The sequence below is a fragment of the [Mannheimia] succiniciproducens MBEL55E genome (assembly GCF_000007745.1).
Taxonomy (GTDB): Bacteria; Pseudomonadota; Gammaproteobacteria; order Enterobacterales; family Pasteurellaceae; genus Basfia; species Basfia succiniciproducens.
Map to the genome: position 1 here is coordinate 1,691,472 of NC_006300.1, position 15,750 is coordinate 1,707,221.

18 protein-coding genes are annotated in these 15,750 nt (G+C 42.8%); 6 read left to right on the forward strand and 12 right to left on the reverse strand.

The window, feature by feature from the left end:
* Nucleotides 1–124: 124 nt before the first annotated feature.
* From MS_RS07765 to sodC, 5 genes are all read right to left on the reverse strand, one after another.
* The gene (locus tag MS_RS07765) at nucleotides 125–637 is read right to left on the reverse strand and encodes a SprT family zinc-dependent metalloprotease (RefSeq protein WP_011200867.1); all 513 of its coding nucleotides are present in this window, start codon (nucleotides 635–637) and stop codon (nucleotides 125–127) included.
* A 126-nt stretch (nucleotides 638–763) separates the two neighbouring features.
* Nucleotides 764–2,041, reverse strand: a complete 1,278-nt coding sequence (gene thrC / locus MS_RS07770; protein ID WP_011200869.1) for a threonine synthase — start codon at nucleotides 2,039–2,041, stop codon at nucleotides 764–766.
* Between the two features lie 67 nt (nucleotides 2,042–2,108).
* Nucleotides 2,109–3,053, reverse strand: coding sequence for a homoserine kinase (thrB, locus tag MS_RS07775; protein ID WP_011200870.1), 945 nt, complete (start codon nucleotides 3,051–3,053; stop codon nucleotides 2,109–2,111).
* An 11-nt stretch (nucleotides 3,054–3,064) separates the two neighbouring features.
* Nucleotides 3,065–5,515: a bifunctional aspartate kinase/homoserine dehydrogenase I gene (thrA, locus tag MS_RS07780; RefSeq protein ID WP_011200871.1), complete on the reverse strand. Its 2,451-nt coding sequence runs from the start codon at nucleotides 5,513–5,515 to the stop codon at nucleotides 3,065–3,067.
* A gap of 324 nt (nucleotides 5,516–5,839) precedes the next feature.
* Nucleotides 5,840–6,394 carry a superoxide dismutase family protein gene (gene sodC / locus MS_RS07785; protein WP_041639919.1) on the reverse strand — a complete coding sequence of 185 codons (555 nt, stop codon included), beginning with the start codon at nucleotides 6,392–6,394 and terminating at the stop codon, nucleotides 5,840–5,842.
* Nucleotides 6,395–6,582: 188 nt separating this feature from the next.
* On the opposite strand from sodC, the gene MS_RS07790 reads away from it, so the two are divergent.
* The gene (locus MS_RS07790; RefSeq protein ID WP_011200873.1) at nucleotides 6,583–7,275 is read left to right on the forward strand and encodes a YggS family pyridoxal phosphate-dependent enzyme; all 693 of its coding nucleotides are present in this window, start codon (nucleotides 6,583–6,585) and stop codon (nucleotides 7,273–7,275) included.
* Between the two features lie 135 nt (nucleotides 7,276–7,410).
* Here the strand turns inward: MS_RS07790 and murA are convergent, their stop codons facing one another.
* Genes murA through mlaF form a run of 7 tightly spaced genes read right to left on the reverse strand, consistent with a single transcriptional unit; the run spans nucleotide 7,411 to nucleotide 12,186 of the window.
* Nucleotides 7,411–8,676 (reverse strand): UDP-N-acetylglucosamine 1-carboxyvinyltransferase, encoded by a 1,266-nt coding sequence (murA, locus tag MS_RS07795; protein WP_011200875.1) that lies wholly within the window; start codon nucleotides 8,674–8,676, stop codon nucleotides 7,411–7,413.
* A 20-nt stretch (nucleotides 8,677–8,696) separates the two neighbouring features.
* Entirely contained in the window at nucleotides 8,697–8,954 is a 258-nt protein-coding gene (locus MS_RS07800; protein WP_041639921.1) for a BolA family protein, read from the reverse strand.
* Nucleotides 8,955–8,986: 32 nt separating this feature from the next.
* Nucleotides 8,987–9,349, reverse strand: a complete 363-nt coding sequence (locus MS_RS07805; protein ID WP_011200877.1) for an STAS domain-containing protein — start codon at nucleotides 9,347–9,349, stop codon at nucleotides 8,987–8,989.
* An 8-nt stretch (nucleotides 9,350–9,357) separates the two neighbouring features.
* The gene (gene mlaC, locus MS_RS07810) at nucleotides 9,358–9,999 is read right to left on the reverse strand and encodes a phospholipid-binding protein MlaC (RefSeq protein ID WP_011200878.1); all 642 of its coding nucleotides are present in this window, start codon (nucleotides 9,997–9,999) and stop codon (nucleotides 9,358–9,360) included.
* Between the two features lie 38 nt (nucleotides 10,000–10,037).
* Complete coding sequence (gene mlaD, locus MS_RS07815) at nucleotides 10,038–10,541, reverse strand: outer membrane lipid asymmetry maintenance protein MlaD (RefSeq protein ID WP_011200879.1); 504 nt, start codon at nucleotides 10,539–10,541, stop codon at nucleotides 10,038–10,040.
* Between the two features lie 53 nt (nucleotides 10,542–10,594).
* On the reverse strand, nucleotides 10,595–11,377 hold the full coding sequence (gene mlaE / locus MS_RS07820) for a lipid asymmetry maintenance ABC transporter permease subunit MlaE (RefSeq protein ID WP_011200880.1): 783 nt from the start codon (nucleotides 11,375–11,377) through the stop codon (nucleotides 10,595–10,597).
* Complete coding sequence (mlaF, locus tag MS_RS07825; RefSeq protein ID WP_011200881.1) at nucleotides 11,374–12,186, reverse strand: phospholipid ABC transporter ATP-binding protein MlaF; 813 nt, start codon at nucleotides 12,184–12,186, stop codon at nucleotides 11,374–11,376. Before mlaF ends, mlaE begins: the two co-directional genes overlap by 4 nt.
* A gap of 243 nt (nucleotides 12,187–12,429) precedes the next feature.
* Here mlaF and lptC point away from each other — a divergent pair, with 243 nt between their 5' ends.
* Genes lptC through rapZ form a run of 5 tightly spaced genes read left to right on the forward strand, consistent with a single transcriptional unit; the run spans nucleotide 12,430 to nucleotide 15,661 of the window.
* Nucleotides 12,430–13,005, forward strand: coding sequence for an LPS export ABC transporter periplasmic protein LptC (lptC, locus tag MS_RS07830; protein WP_011200882.1), 576 nt, complete (start codon nucleotides 12,430–12,432; stop codon nucleotides 13,003–13,005).
* On the forward strand, nucleotides 12,986–13,501 hold the full coding sequence (gene lptA, locus MS_RS07835; RefSeq protein WP_011200883.1) for a lipopolysaccharide transport periplasmic protein LptA: 516 nt from the start codon (nucleotides 12,986–12,988) through the stop codon (nucleotides 13,499–13,501). Before lptC ends, lptA begins: the two co-directional genes overlap by 20 nt.
* Before the next feature lie 9 nt (nucleotides 13,502–13,510).
* Entirely contained in the window at nucleotides 13,511–14,236 is a 726-nt protein-coding gene (gene lptB / locus MS_RS07840; protein WP_011200884.1) for an LPS export ABC transporter ATP-binding protein, read from the forward strand.
* 3 nt (nucleotides 14,237–14,239) lie between these two features.
* Entirely contained in the window at nucleotides 14,240–14,764 is a 525-nt protein-coding gene (ptsN, locus tag MS_RS07845) for a PTS IIA-like nitrogen regulatory protein PtsN (RefSeq protein ID WP_011200885.1), read from the forward strand.
* A gap of 27 nt (nucleotides 14,765–14,791) precedes the next feature.
* The gene (gene rapZ / locus MS_RS07850; protein ID WP_041639924.1) at nucleotides 14,792–15,661 is read left to right on the forward strand and encodes an RNase adapter RapZ; all 870 of its coding nucleotides are present in this window, start codon (nucleotides 14,792–14,794) and stop codon (nucleotides 15,659–15,661) included.
* Nucleotides 15,662–15,750: the final 89 nt, after the last annotated feature.

The following is a 15,750-nucleotide window of genomic DNA, read 5'->3' on the forward strand; positions in this document are numbered from 1 at the left end:
TTATCCGCCGAAATGTTCATTTATAAAAAATCCGCCGAATTTAACCGCACTTTTAAATCGGATTTTAAGTACCGCAAAATTGCAACTCAACTCGAGGGTCTGTTTATATTTTATAAACTTGATCTCAACCGCTTACAAAAGATAAACAGCTCCTGCATTTCCGGCAAAAATACACCGCGTGATCACGCTGAATCCGGGTATGGCGGCGAACGGAAAGTTGATGAGTCCGGCATTGGCATTGGTAAGTAAAAGTCTCGCCCTGCACGGATTTAACATCAAACCGATGATAGACGTTTGCCGGCAAATCAAATACGTTGTTCATCACCGTTTGCCATTCGACGCCATGGGGTTTTACCCGCCCGAATACTTGATAAACCAGCAAATGTGCAAGCTCATGAGGTACTACCTGCCCGATAAACTCGGCGGAATTTTCCAACAATAAAGTGCGGTTTAAACGGATTTCGTTTTGTTGCAAATAAGCAACCCCCGCTTTCATTCCACGTACCTGATAAGTGACCGTCGGCATAGGAAAAGAACGATGAAAATGCGTTTCGGCAAGCGTCAGACAATTTGTTAATCTGCGCTGAACCTGCATTTTCAAATGACGAAATCCGGTTAATTCAGAAATATTTTCCATAACGACAAAATCAAAAGTGCGGTGAAATTTTTCGAAATTTTATGTGATGAGAAAAAATTTTCAAAAAATCGACCGCACTTTAACAATGAAGGCTTATAAATGAGCAATATTCATAAGCCCGGATTATTATTTTTTCAATAAATAAGCGCGCAATGCGGCAAAATCATTTTCCATTACATCGGAAAGCAATGGTAATTCCGCATGTTTTGCAAGCGCCTGCGGAAGCGGTAATTGGGTGTTAAGAATGCGTTCAACGGATTCTTTAAACTTCGCCGGATGCGCCGTGCACAGGAACAAACCGGTTTCGCCCGCTTGCAAGTCCTGTTTCAATACGCGATAAGCAATGGCGCCGTGAGGTTCGCACAGATAACCTTTTGCATTCATATCGCGTAGGGTTTCTTCCGTTTGTGCGTCGGAAACCGCACCCGAATGCAACTCGGATAAAGCCCAACCGTTACGTTTAAACAATTCTTCGACACGCGGCCAGTTATTCGGGCGGCTGACATCCATGGCGTTAGATAAAGTTGCCACCGTTGCGTTAGGTTCCCATTTCCCCTTTGCCAGATAACGCGGAACCGTATCATTGGCATTGGTGGAAGCGATAAAACGCTTAATCGGCAAACCTAAGGTTTTCGCGATTAATCCGGCGGTTAAATTACCGAAGTTACCGCTTGGTACGGAAACCACCAGATTGCTGCGCTCTGAAGGCGAAAGTTGTGCCGCCGCTTCAAAATAATAGCAAACCTGAGCCAGTAAACGGCTGATATTAATGGAATTTGCGGAATTTAAACCGATCGCCCGACGCAATTCCTCATCATCAAAAGCTTGTTTTACCAACGCCTGGCAAGCGTCAAAATCCGCATTAATCGCGACGGTACGGATATTGCCGCCTAATGTGCAGAATAATTTTTCCTGTAACGGGCTGATTTTACCTTGCGGATAAAGAATCACCACATCAATATTTTCCAAACCGTAAAATGCATGAGCAACCGCCGCCCCGGTATCGCCCGAAGTCGCGGTTAAGATGGTAATTTTGCCGTCGCCGCGCACTGTCGCTAACGCCTGCGCCATAAAACGGCCGCCGAAATCTTTAAAGGCTAAAGTCGGGCCATGAAATAATTCCAATGCATAAACGCCCTCTTCTACCTTTGCCACCGGAGCCGGAAAAGTGAACGCGTTTTTCACCATGGTATTGAGTTTTTCCGCCGGAATTTCTTCTCCGATTAGAGCGCCTAAGATTTTTTGACTGCGTTCCACTAACGGCAAGGCTAATAATTCGTCAATATTATCTAAAGCCGGAATCACTTCAGGAAAAAATAATCCCTGATCTTTTCCCAACCCCTGGCGTACCGCCTGGGCAAAATTTACTTGTTCTTCCGGGTGTTTAATGTTGTATAGATTCATAATTTAATATTATTCCTGTTTATTTTAATTTCTCAATTATCAATAGTGAGGATATTGATATTATTCGTTATCCTAAAGCCCTTGTACCCTGATTATCCACCTTACAGATATGCACAAAGCCTTCGTTATTCTGCAGATAATGATTCTCTAAATAATTGGCAAGCTTAGTAGCGACCGCTAAATCCGGCGCGATGGAAAAAATTGTCGGACCGGAACCCGAAATCCCGGTGGCTAAGGCGCCTAAATCCCGTGAAGCCTGTTTTACCTCGGCAAAATTCGGCAACAGGGATTCGCGATAAGGTTCTGCTATAACGTCTTTCATCATTAATGCGGCTAAGACATCCTGCTGCGTGTGACAAGCGTGAACAAAGCTGCCTAAATGGCGTCCGTGAGCAATCACATCCTGACGGGTATAGCTTTTCGGCAAAATCGCCCGCGCTTCGGCAGTGGAAACTTCAATACCCGGATAAGCCAGCACCCAATACCAACTATCGAAAAACGGCAGTTGCTGACAAATATTGCCCAAAGACTGCACCATAAGCTGTACGCCGCCGAGATAGCAAGGCGCCACGTTATCATAATGGATAGAACCTGAAATGCGACCTTCCAATTCGCCCATCATTTCAAGCAGTTCCATTTTAGAAAAAGGCTCGTTATGAAACATATTCAATGCCACCAACGCCGCCACAATAGAACAGGCGCTGGAACCTAAACCCGAACCTATCGGCATATTTTTTTCAAGAGTTAAACGCAAAGGTTTGACATGACCGTTACGTAGTTTTAAGCGTTCGCTAAACAGAACATAAGCTTGATAAACAATATTTTTTTGCGGTTCTTTCGGTAATTTACGGACAAAATAACCCGCACTTTCCAACTCAAAACCGGCGGGAATATCTTCAATTTGTACCACATCGCCGAGCAATGACCCGTCAATCGGGGATATTGCCGCACCTAAAGTATCAAAACCGACACTGATATTCGCGCTTGATGCCGGAGCATAAATTCTTAACATTGTTTACTCTCTTAATTTCTTAACGTTCTGAGGATATCGGCAAAAATACCGGCGGCGGTTACCGCATTACCTGCACCGTAACCACGTAATAATAGCGGAATCGGTTGATAGTAGCGAGTATAAAATGCCAGTGCGTTTTCACCGTTTTTGACTTTATATAACGGATCGTCCGCATCGACTTCCACAATCGACACCTTGCATTTGCCGTCATTTATTTGTCCGACATAACGTAAAACCTTATTCTGAGCACCTGCTTTTTCTACACGGGCGGCAAATTCGGCATCCAGTTGCGGCAAAATTTCCATAAATTCCACCGCACTTTTTCCTTCGGAAAAACCTTTCGGCAATACGCTTTCCACTTCCACATCGGAAAGTTCTAATTCTAAACCGCTTTCGCGGGCTAAAATTAACAGCTTACGCGCCACATCCTGACCGGATAAATCGTCACGCGGATCCGGCTCGGTAAAGCCTTTTTCACGGGCAAGCGCCGTTGCCTGCGACAATGTCAGACCTTCTTCCAGTTTACCGAAAATAAAGGATAAGGAACCGGATAAAATTCCGTTGAAACGTTCTACTTCATCGCCGGCGGCAAGCAAATTCTGCAGATTTTCGATAACCGGCAAGCCCGCACCGACATTGGTATCGTACAGGAATTTACGTTGATTTTTGCGCGCATTTTCACGTACCAAATTATAATACGCCATTTCGCGGGTATTGGCTTTTTTATTTGGCGTAACCACATGAAAACCCTCGCTTAAAGCGCGCGCATATAAACCGGATACGGACTCTGCCGTTGTGCAGTCCACAAATACCGGATTCACCACATGGTGCAATTTAATAAATGACAGTAATACGTCAAAGTCCGACGGTTGGGTGGCATTGGATAGATCTTCTTTCCAGTTATCCAGCGATAAACCGTTTTCATTCAACAACATTTTATTCGAGTTTGCCAAAGCGCAAACCCGAATTTCAATATCCTTTTTTGCCAGATACTCTTTTTGCTGCTTAATCTGTTCGATTAATTCGCCACCGACACCGCCGACCCCCACAAGAAACATATCGACGCTTTTCTTATTGTTGAAAAGTGCCTGGTGGGTGGACTTCACCGCTTCAATAGCTTTATTTTGCGCCACTACGGCGGAAATCGAACGTTCGGAAGACCCCTGGGCAATGGCGACAATGCTGATATTCGCCTGTGATAATGCGGAGAAGAAACGCGCCGCAATACCTTTCGCCTGTTTCATACCGTCGCCGACTACGGAAATAATTGAAAGATCTTCGATAACCTCAACCGGTTCTAAATCTTTGTCTAATAATTCTTTAGCGAATTCCGTATTTAACGCGTCTTTTGCTTTCGCAGCTAATTTACTCGGCACACAGAAACTAATACTGTATTCGGAAGAAGATTGAGTAATCAAAATAACGGAAACACCGGCTTTCGACATCGTTGAGAAAACCCGTGCAGCCATGCCTACCATGCCTTGCATACCCGGACCCGACACATTAAACATCGCCACATTATCTAAATTGGTAATACCTTTAACCTGTAATTCGCCTGATTGCGGCTCATTTCCGTCAATAATAGAACCGGGGGCGGTCGGATTTCCCGTATTTTTAATCAAACAAGGAATATTGCTGCGAACTAACGGGCCGATGGTTCTCGGATGAATCACTTTTGCACCGAAATAAGACAATTCCATCGCTTCGCGGTAAGAAAGACTTGGCAGCAAACGGGCATCCGGTACCAAACGCGGATCGCAGGTAAACACGCCGTCAACATCAGTCCAGATTTCGCAAGCACTGGCGTTCAAGCAGGCCGCTAAACAAGCGGCGGAATAATCCGAACCGTTACGTCCTAACAGAACAAGTTCGCCTTTTTCATTTCCTGCGGTAAATCCCGCCATTAATACGACGTTATTTTTCGGAATTGAAGCCACATCAACACGTTTTGCCGATTCCTCAATATCGACCGATGACTCCAGGTAATTGCCGTAAGCTAACAGTTTTTCCACCGGATTAATTACCGTTACCTCATATCCGCAAGCTTCAAACCAGGCTTTCATCATAGCGATAGATAATTTTTCACCGCGACAGTCGATTGTTGCTTTTACCGCGTCTTCCACTTTGCCCGCTTGGCGAATTTGTTCTAATAATTCCGCAAGCTGATTGAATTCGCTTTCGATAAGCTGCGATGTACCTTTAAGATCAAAATTATTATTTTTTTCATGCAGCCCGTTAATAATGTTATAAAAAATGTCTAACGCTTCATTAAAATTTGTTTCGGTAGGTTGATTAAGGCTGGCTTTTTCAGAAAGAGCGACGAGGTGATTGGTAATTTTTGCGGGCGCCGACAAAACGGCGGCGGCCTGCTCTTCCAAATGAGCTTTTTCGATAAGCCGGGCTGCCTGCAAAAATCTTTCCGGGTTGGCAAGCGAGGTGCCGCCAAATTTAAGTACGCGCATAGGAGTCTCCTATAAAAAATGTTGTGAATGCAAAAAACTGTATAAAAAAAACCCGCATAAGTTGCGGGTTTCATGTATTTTTTATTTAGAACGCACTAACCCACCCAGTTACACATCGTAATGGTAATCATAATGGTGGTCATAATCATTGTGCTATTGTTCATAGGTTCGTAAATTTATTTGTACAACGAAAAACGTATGCTAGAAATACCGAAGTTTTTCCGCTTTGTCAACGACAAAATAAAAAAAGCCTGAAAAATTATATTCAGACTTTTTATTCGCTATCGCAAAGCGGTTTTATTTAAAACATCTGCAATTTTCGATTTATTTAATCACACCGCACGCCATTCTCGCGCCACCGCCGCCTAACGCCGCCGGATGATCGGAATGGTTATCGCCGCCTACATGAATCATTATTGATTTGTCGGCGATTTCATCTAGAGATTTAAGGCGCGGAGCCAATACCGGATTAGATGCCGTACCGTCCGCATTTACGGCTAATGCCGGTAGATCACCTAAATGCGCGTTATCTTCCCAAGGAAATCCGTGGCGTTTTGCCTCTTTCGGATCCCAATGCCCGCCGGCGCCTAAACCCGCCACTTTTTTGCCGTCTTTTTCACCTGCCGCACAACTTGGATTTTGATGAAGATGAAAACCGTGCAATCCTGCAGTTAATCCGTTTAATTCAGGAGTGAAAACTAAGCCGTAAGGCGATTCCGTGACAACCACTTGACCGATAGCTTTATCACCTTTTACCGGGTCCAATAAGCTGACTTCAATCACTTTTGATTTGATTTCGGTCTGTACATTTTTTGCTTCTTCCGCGATAGCGGCACCGCTTAAGGTAAACAAACCTAATAAAATAACCGTCTTTTTCATATAAGCTCCTGTAAACAAATAAAAAGTTGGCAAATGCCAAAGTGATACTATCATTGTATGAAAGATAAACAAGCCAATTGTTGCATTTTTGTTACATAGCTCACAAATATTATCAATAGATGTTTTTAGATAAACTGGTACAATATTCCTTTATTTCATTATCAGGAAAGCACTAACGGGTTATTTCAATGGAAATCGCTAACAATTTAAAACAAATTCATAAAAATATCGTATCAATTTGCCAAAATGCCGGTTTGCCCTCGAACTCGGTGAAATTATTAGCGGTCTCGAAAACCAAGCCGGTTGAAGATTTGGAACAGGCTTATCAAGCCGGACAACGTGCTTTTGGTGAAAATTATGTGCAGGAAGGTGTTGAAAAAATTGAATTTTTCCAGGCAAAACATCCGGATATGGAATGGCATTTTATCGGCCCGTTACAATCCAACAAAACACGTTTAGTGGCGGAATATTTTGACTGGATGCAAACGGTGGATCGGGAAAAAATTGCAATCCGTCTGAATGAACAGCGCCCCGCCAATAAATCGCCGTTAAACGTTCTGATTCAGATTAATATTAGTGATGAAGAAAGTAAGTCCGGCATAAAACCGGCCGATATGATGGCGCTGGCAGAAATTATCGAAAACTTACCGCACTTGCGTTTGCGCGGATTAATGGCGATTCCCGCCGCAACGCATGATGTGGCGATTCAAGCACAAAGCTTCTCGGCAATGCATAAACTTTTTGTCGAATTACAACAGTCGTTACCGAATCAGCGAATCGATACTCTTTCTATGGGTATGACCGATGATATGACGGCAGCGATTAAGTGCGGTTCAACCATGGTCAGAATCGGCACGGCTATTTTTGGCAGCCGAAATTAAGGTTTTCGTGACTTATTGAAAATAAAATCCAAAAGTGCGGTTAAAATTTTCGATTTTTTGACCGCACTTTTTCTAACCACAAAAAATGGCACCCTTGGAGTGCCATTTTTGCTTTATAAATATTATAAATTGGTTTTAATCGGAAAAACGTTCGATTCTTGCGCCTAAACCACGTAATTTTTCTTCGATACGTTCATAACCGCGATCGATATGATAAATACGATCCACAATGGTTTCGCCGGATGCGATACAGCCCGCTAATACCAAACTGATCGAAGCGCGCAAATCCGTCGCCATCACCTGCGCGCCGGATAAATGTTCGACACCGTGACAAATCGCCGTATTTCCTTCGATTTCCGCTTTTGCGCCCATACGAATTAATTCGGGAATGTGCATAAAACGATTCTCAAAAATCGTTTCGGTAATTTTGCTGGTACCTTCCGCCACTACGTTTAACAAAGTGAACTGCGCCTGCATATCGGTCGGGAAGCCCGGATGCGGCATGGTGCGAATATTCACCGCTTTCGGACGTTGACCTAAAGAATCTAAAGTAATGCTGTCTTCCGTGATGTCTATCTGCATACCGGCTTCGCGCAGTTTTTCAATAACGGCTTCTAAGGTATCCGCTTTTGTTCCGCGGCAAGTAATACGCCCGCCCGATATAGCGGCCGCCACCAGGAAAGTCCCGGTTTCGATACGGTCCGGCACGATGCGATGGCGGCAACCCGCTAAACGTTCAACCCCTTCAATGGAAATCGTATCCGTGCCTGCGCCGGAAATTTTTGCGCCCATGGCATTTAAAAAGATTGCCGTATCCACCACTTCCGGTTCACGCGCCGCATTTTCAATAACGGTTTTGCCTTCGGCTAAAGTTGCCGCCATAATGATGGATAAGGTTGCGCCGACACTGACTTTATCCATATAAATTCTGGCACCTTTCAAACGACCGTTTACCGTCGCTTTCACATAGCCTTCGTCCAGTTCAATCGCCGCACCCATTTTTTCCAGACCGGAAATATGCATATCGACAGGGCGAGCGCCGATTGTGCAACCGCCCGGTAATGAAACCTGTCCTTCATGAAAACGCGACAATAACGGCGCTAACGCCCAAATAGAAGCGCGCATGGTTTTTACCAACTCATAAGGCGCGACAAATTGATTAATATTGCCGGCATCGATCAGCACTTTACCCGGTTCTTCCGCACATTCCACATTAACGCCCAACTTGCGCAGAATCTTAAATGTTGTTTCGACATCTTTTAAGTCAGGCACATTGGTCAATATAACCGGTTCTTCCGCTAAAATTGAAGCGAATAAAATTGGCAATGCGGCATTTTTTGCACCGGAAATATCGACGGTTCCGGTTAAACGAGATTGCCCATAGACACGAAATTTTTCCATTTTATTTTCCTAAAATTAAATTAGTTTACGACGTTTAACATACGTTCTAATTTCCATTTTTCAGGACTGAACGTTTTAATGGTCAAGGCATGGATTTCACCGCTGGAAAAATGATCCATCAATGGCGCGTAAATAGTTTGTTGTTGTTTTAATCTTGATAATTTTGCGATTTCTTCACTGACGACAATCACGCCGTAATGTGCGTTTTCACCTTGCACGTAAACTTCATCAAGATTTAAAGCCTGTTTAAGAATTCGTTCGATTTCTTGGGTTTCCATTGTTATTTCCATTAAGGTTATTTAGCAAATTGCTACTTCAAATAAGGCTTAATCCAATCGGCTAATCCGACAAGATCTGCTAATGTAAGCAATTGGGGCGGGACATTTTCCAATAATAACGTTTTATCAGCGTTTTTCTTGGCTTGGCAATAATGAAGTAAATCACATAATAAAGCAAAACCGGCGGAATCAATGCGGGATACTTGAGATAAATCCCAACTGATATTTTTATCCGCAATTTGTCGTTCTGATAAAAAAGAAGAACGTTGCTCCCTTTTTTGGAATTCATTCCAAAGAGGTAGCAACGTATCCCTAGATAGCTCTCCGTCCAAGCGGAAAGCTATTCTATCATCATTTTGCTCGGCTGCCCATTTCAAATGTTTTTCAGCTTGCATAATTTCTCTTATTTTTTACCAAGGCTAACCGGAACCGCCGCCGCACGTTGTACCTGTGCGGTTAAAGCATCAATCCCGTTTTTGCGTAAAATACTGCTCCACTCCTGTTTTTTGGTATCTACCATGCTCACGCCTTCAGCGGTCATGTCATAAACCTGCCATTTGCCGGTTTTACTGTTTTTACGCCATTGGAAATTTAAATTTAACGGCTCCTGACCTTTCTGTAATAGTTTTACCCGAACGCTTGCCTGACTGTCGCTAACGGTTTGTTGCGGTTGCACCTGAATATCCTGATTGCTGTACATGGTCAACGCCTGAGCATAAGCCTGCACAATAAATTGATCAAATGCGGCAAAAAACTGTTCGCGCTGCGCCGGTGTAGTGGACTTAAAATATTGCCCTAACACTAATGAGCCGGCATAGTTCACATGCACATAAGGCATTAAATCCTGACGAACGATAGTTTTTAAATAATTCGGATCCTGTTTAATTTTAGGCTGATTCGCTTTAATATCGGCAAATAATTTTTCCGCCGCTTGCCGGGTCAAACCGTAAGGACTTTCATCGGCCAATGCATTTTGGACGGCAAAAAGTGCGGTCGCTAAAAGCAAAATTTTCGATACCCAAGTTTTAAATGTGGCTTTTAACATAGATTCATTTCTCCAATAAAATTAAATAACTGTCCTGATTATTCTGCTGCTTGCGGTTCCGCAGAATCGTCTTTTTTGTCTTTATCGCCGTAAATAAACTGCCCGATAAGATCCTCTAGCACCACCGCCGATTTCGTATCTACGATTTTATCGCCCTCTTTTAACATAGCGGTTTCACCATCGTCAAACCCAACGCTTAATGCAATATATTGTTCGCCCAATAAACCGGAAGTTTTAATGGATAAAGAACTGTTTTCCGGAATTTGATTATATTCTTCGTTAATAGCAATAGTTACCTGCGGTAAATAATTTTGCTCATCTAAAGAAATATTCGTTACGCGACCGATAACCACACCGCCGACTTTCAACGGCGCACGCACTTTTAGTCCGCCGATATTATCAAAAGTTGCGAAGACTTGATAAGATTTCGTTTCACTGAATCCTTGCACATTCGCGACTTTTAGTCCCATAAAAATAAGCGCGGCAATGCCGATTAGCAGAAATAATCCAACGCCAAATTCATATTTAATTGTTTGTCTCATTATTTTTCCTATTTTACGCAGTCCTGTTTGCGCATATCACTCAATAAAAAACCTTAACCGGCACCAAACATAATTGCTGTTAGCACAAAGTCTAACCCCAACACCAATAAAGAGGCGTTCACTACAGTTCTGGTGGTTGCCTGGCTGATACCTTCCGAAGTGGGAATACAGTCATAGCCGTTGAATAAAGCAATCCAGGTTACGGTAAAGGCAAAAACCAGGCTCTTAATAAACCCATCCCATAAATCCAGAGTTCTTACCGCATTTTGCATTACCGACCAGAAACTACCGCTATCAATACCTTTCCATTCAACGCCGATCAAATGGCCGCCGATAATCCCCACTGCAGTAAATAGCACAGTTAAAACCGGCATGGCAATCACGCCCGCCCAAAAACGAGGTGCGATAACCCGACGCAACGGATCAACCGCCATCATTTCGAGGCTGGATAACTGCTCTGTTGCCTTCATTAAACCGATTTCGGCAGTCAATGCCGAACCGGCTCGCCCGGCAAATAAAAGTGCGGTCACAACCGGGCCTAATTCCCGTAATAAGGACAACGCAACCAACTGCCCGACATTCGCCTCGGCGGCAAAATCCACTAAAATAACATAACCCTGCAATCCCAATACCATGCCGATAAAAAAGCCCGATAACAGGATAATTAATAGGGATTGAACGCCAAGCACATATAACTGTTTAATTAATAATGGAAAATGTTTTTTAATTTGCGGTTTACCCACTAAAGAGCCAAACAGCATAAAGCCCGCTCTACCTAAAGCTTTTACCGAATTAATAACATTGCGTCCCAGTGCAGAGATTAAATCAACCATCATTTATTTATTCCTCTGCCAAACAATTCTTCCTCATAATCCTGAGACGGATAATGGAAATGCACGGGTCCGTCTTCCTGCCCGTTAATAAACTGTACTACTTGCGGATCAGTGCTTTGCAGCAACTGCTCCGCCGTTCCTTCCGCAATCACTCGCTTATTGGCGATGATATACGCATAATCGGCGATACTTAATACTTCCTGCACATCATGAGAAACCACAATCGATGTCAAATTCAACGCTTCATTTAAACGTTTAATTAGACTGACGATCACGCCCATGCTAATAGGATCCTGTCCGGCAAACGGCTCGTCATACATAATCAGTTCCGGATCAAGAGCAATGGTTCTCGCTAAAGCGGTGCGTCTTGCCATCCCGCCGGATAATTCCGAAGGCATTAATTCCGCCGCTCCGCGCAACCCGACCGCTTCTAATTTCATTAATACAATTTGACGAATTAAGCTTTCCGGCAAATTGGTATGTTCGCGAATCGGAAAGGCTACGTTCTCAAAAGTTGAAATATCGGTAAATAAAGCACCCGATTGGAATAACATCCCCATACGTTGGCGAACTTTATAGAGTTCCGAATTCGACATTTGGCAAATATCTTTTCCTTCAAATAAAATCTCACCCTGCTCCGGGTGTAACTGACCGCCAATCAGTTTTAATAACGTGGTTTTACCAATCCCCGACGGGCCCATAATAGCGGTAATTTTACCTTTTTGAACCTTAAGGTTGAGATCGTTATAAATCGTACGTTCACCACGTTTAAAAGTGAGATTATTCACTTCAACCAGCGTGTTCTCACCCATAAAACCTCTGTATCATTTTTTTCTCTAATCAAATAAAACTGGGATAATCTACGAATTTTCCCCTAATGTCAAAGTTATTAGTAATAAATTTATGCCAATAAATCTGACAAAAACGTATGCTATTCGACCATAAACTAAAAGTTTCGTTCCTCAAAACAAAGAAAAATCTTACCGCACTTGCGTAATTTTTCAAAAATTATGCTATTATTCCGCTTTATTTATTAACACAGAATTTAATATTTTATGAATATTCGCTGGAATATTATTCTTGGAACTATCGCTTTAGTATTGCTTGCCTGGTTTTATACATTAAACCAAGACAAGCCGGATTTAACCCGGTTAATCAAAGCGCCTGAAAGCCCTGAATATACCGGGCATAAAATGGAGACCACCATTTTTTCTCCCGCAGGGAAAAAACAATACCAAGCTTATTCGGATACGGCACGGCATTATGATCAAGACGGACATACCGAATTTGTAAACCCGGTAGTGTTCGCTTTAGAGGTGGAAACGGAAAATCAGGGAAAGCAAAGCTGGAAATTAACCGCAAAATCCGCCACCCTGACAAAAGATAATTTACTCTATCTCAATGGTGAGGTTGTGGCCCAAAGCCTGGATCCGATTTCTCGTTTACAACGTATTGAAACGGAAGCCGCAGTAGTCAATTTAAAAAACCAGGACATTACTTCCGATAATATGGTTACCATCCGAGGGCTCAACTTTACCAGTTCGGGCCTGAAACTGACCGGTAATCTGAAACAACAAGCAGCGACTTTAAAAGAGCAGGTGAAAACCCATTATGAAATTAGCAATCAATAAAATTTTACTTACTTCCGCATTAGTGATGACTTCATTATCTGCTTTCGCTTTAAAAGACGATACGAATCAGCCTATTAATATTGTGTCTGACAACCAATCCCTGGATATGGAAAAAAGCATCGTCACTTTTACCGATAACGTTGTAATTACTCAGGGTTCCATTTTAATCAAAGCCAATAAAGTAATTATCACTCGTCCGCCCGAGGGTTCGAAACAAAAAGAAACCGTTGAGGCATTCGGTAATCCCGTTACATTTCACCAAATGCTGGATGACGGCAAACCGGCAGACGGTAAGGCCAATAGAGTCCATTATGATTTAGGTAAAGAATTTTTAACATTAACCGGTAATGCGCAATTAAAACAATTGGATAGTACCATTGATGGCGACGTAATTACTTATGATGTGAATAAACAGCAATTAAAAGCTAGCAGTACGGCAAAAAGTCGAGTAAAAACCGTATTAATTCCTTCACAATTAAATGAGAAGAAAAAATAGAGGTTACTTATGTCTATTCTTTATGCCGAAAACTTAGCGAAAAGTTATAAAGGCCGTCAGGTTGTATCCGATGTAAGCTTTACCGTAAAATCCAATGAAATTGTCGGTTTACTGGGACCAAACGGTGCGGGCAAGACAACCTCTTTCTATATGGTTGTCGGGCTTGTGCGCCATGATCAGGGCAAAATCCGTATTGATGATGAGGACATTAGCTTGCTGCCGATGCACAACCGTGCACAAAAAGGCGTAGGTTATCTTCCGCAAGAAGCCTCGATTTTCCGTCGTTTAAGCGTGTACGATAATTTAATGGCGGTTCTTGAAATTCGTAAAGATCTGACTAAAGAACAACGTCATGCCCGCGCGGAAGAATTAATTGACGAGTTTAATATCGGTCATATCCGGGATAATTTGGGACAATCGTTGTCCGGTGGCGAACGTCGCCGCGTAGAAATTGCCCGTGCATTGGCGGCGAATCCTAAATTCATCTTATTAGACGAACCTTTTGCCGGTGTTGACCCTATTTCAGTTATCGATATCAAAAAAATCATTAAAGATCTGCGGGATCGCGGTTTAGGCGTGTTAATTACCGACCATAATGTCCGCGAAACACTTGATGTATGTGAGCGGGCATACATCGTTAGTGCCGGAAAAATGATTGCAACCGGAACACCGACAGACATTTTAAATGACGAACATGTAAAACGTGTTTATCTTGGTGAAGAATTTAAGCTGTAAGCTATGGTTAAATTTACTGAAATTTTATCCCCTGAAAATATCCGTCAGGGGATTATTTGTTCAAGCAAAAAACGATTACTTGAAGTTATTTCGGATATCGTAACAAAACGATTTAATCTGCAGGAAGAAGAAATCGGTTATCATATTGAACAATTGGAATGCTTTGAAACCTTGCTTTCAAGAGAAAAACTAGGTTGTACAAGCTTAGGTAACGGCATTGCAATGCCGCGGGCAAAACTGCCAATCGGCGATAAACCGGTTGCCGTATTCTTGCAATTAGCCAGCCCCGTTAATTATGAAGCGCCGGATAAAAGAGATGTTGATTTAGTGCTGGCTATTTTAATTCCGGAAAAATGCTGCGCCGCCTATTCCCCTTATCTGCCGGAATTGGCCGAGCGTTTTTCGGATAAAATGCTATGTAAGCAACTGCGGGCGGCGCAAAGTGCGGATGAAATCTGGCAAATTTTTCAATATATGGATAACTGTTTGCATGAACACACCGACGATACGGCGACGGAAGAAAAATAACACTTATCACTCAAAATGAGGCAATTTATGGAACTTATTATCATCAGTGGGCGTTCCGGCGCGGGCAAATCTGTTGCATTAAGAGCTTTAGAAGATATGGGTTACTATTGCGTTGATAACCTGCCAATCAATTTATTGCCCGAGCTTGCCGATATTTTATCGACCTCTCAGCAATCCGCCGCCGTGAGTTTAGATATTCGTAATTTGCCTCATTCACCCGAAACATTAGATACATTACTTCAACAACTGGCCGATGCGCAGCATCAGGTGCGAATTATCTTCCTTGAAGCGGATCGCAGTACATTAATTCGCCGTTATAGCGATTCCCGTCGGCTACATCCGTTATCCATGCAGGATTTATCCCTTGAAGCGGCAATTGAAGCGGAGGCCGGTTACCTGGAACCTTTATTGCAAAATGCCGAATTGGTGATTAATACCAGCGAAATATCCACCCACGAACTGGCACAGCGTTTGCGTGAATTCTTAAAAGGCAAACCTGATAAAGAACTGAAAATTGTCGTCGAATCCTTCGGTTTTAAATATGGTCTGCCCCTTGATGCGGATTATGTTTTTGACGTTCGTTTTTTGCCTAACCCTCATTGGAACCCCGATTTGCGCCCAATGACGGGGTTAGATCAACCGGTCATTGATTTTTTAGGTAAATATAGCGAAGTGAATAATTTTATTTATTCCACCAGAAATTATCTTGAAACCTGGTTGCCGATGTTAGAACAAAATAACCGCAGTTATTTAACCATCGCAATAGGTTGCACCGGGGGGAAACACCGTTCCGTGTACATTGCCCAGCAACTTGGCGAATACTTTCAGGCTAAGGGAAAAAAGGTCAAAATCCAGCATAAATCCTTAGAAAAACACCACAAAAAGAATTCCGCCTAATAAAAAAAGCGAATTCAATCAAACAAAAAGGACTGAACGCAATAATACGTGTTCAGTCCTTTCGTTATATAAATATAGTTTTTTTCAAA

Excerpts from the sequence above, each read along its gene's own strand:
- MS_RS07805 (WP_011200877.1), bottom strand. The coding sequence starts at position 9,349 with ATGCAAGCTGAAAAACATTTGAAATGGGCAGCCGAGCAAAATGATGAT.
- mlaF (WP_011200881.1), bottom strand. The coding sequence starts at position 12,186 with ATGGGTGAGAACACGCTGGTTGAAGTGAATAATCTCACTTTTAAACGT.
- lptA (WP_011200883.1), top strand. The coding sequence starts at position 12,986 with ATGAAATTAGCAATCAATAAAATTTTACTTACTTCCGCATTAGTGATG.
- MS_RS07790 (WP_011200873.1), top strand. The coding sequence starts at position 6,583 with ATGGAAATCGCTAACAATTTAAAACAAATTCATAAAAATATCGTATCA.
- mlaE (WP_011200880.1), bottom strand. The coding sequence starts at position 11,377 with ATGATGGTTGATTTAATCTCTGCACTGGGACGCAATGTTATTAATTCG.
- MS_RS07765 (WP_011200867.1), bottom strand. The coding sequence starts at position 637 with ATGGAAAATATTTCTGAATTAACCGGATTTCGTCATTTGAAAATGCAG.
- MS_RS07800 (WP_041639921.1), bottom strand. The coding sequence starts at position 8,954 with ATGGAAACCCAAGAAATCGAACGAATTCTTAAACAGGCTTTAAATCTT.
- murA (WP_011200875.1), bottom strand. The coding sequence starts at position 8,676 with ATGGAAAAATTTCGTGTCTATGGGCAATCTCGTTTAACCGGAACCGTC.
- mlaC (WP_011200878.1), bottom strand. The coding sequence starts at position 9,999 with ATGTTAAAAGCCACATTTAAAACTTGGGTATCGAAAATTTTGCTTTTA.
- thrC (WP_011200869.1), bottom strand. The coding sequence starts at position 2,041 with ATGAATCTATACAACATTAAACACCCGGAAGAACAAGTAAATTTTGCC.
- sodC (WP_041639919.1), bottom strand. The coding sequence starts at position 6,394 with ATGAAAAAGACGGTTATTTTATTAGGTTTGTTTACCTTAAGCGGTGCC.
- ptsN (WP_011200885.1), top strand. The coding sequence starts at position 14,240 with ATGGTTAAATTTACTGAAATTTTATCCCCTGAAAATATCCGTCAGGGG.
- thrA (WP_011200871.1), bottom strand. The coding sequence starts at position 5,515 with ATGCGCGTACTTAAATTTGGCGGCACCTCGCTTGCCAACCCGGAAAGA.
- mlaD (WP_011200879.1), bottom strand. The coding sequence starts at position 10,541 with ATGAGACAAACAATTAAATATGAATTTGGCGTTGGATTATTTCTGCTA.
- rapZ (WP_041639924.1), top strand. The coding sequence starts at position 14,792 with ATGGAACTTATTATCATCAGTGGGCGTTCCGGCGCGGGCAAATCTGTT.
- thrB (WP_011200870.1), bottom strand. The coding sequence starts at position 3,053 with ATGTTAAGAATTTATGCTCCGGCATCAAGCGCGAATATCAGTGTCGGT.
- lptB (WP_011200884.1), top strand. The coding sequence starts at position 13,511 with ATGTCTATTCTTTATGCCGAAAACTTAGCGAAAAGTTATAAAGGCCGT.
- lptC (WP_011200882.1), top strand. The coding sequence starts at position 12,430 with ATGAATATTCGCTGGAATATTATTCTTGGAACTATCGCTTTAGTATTG.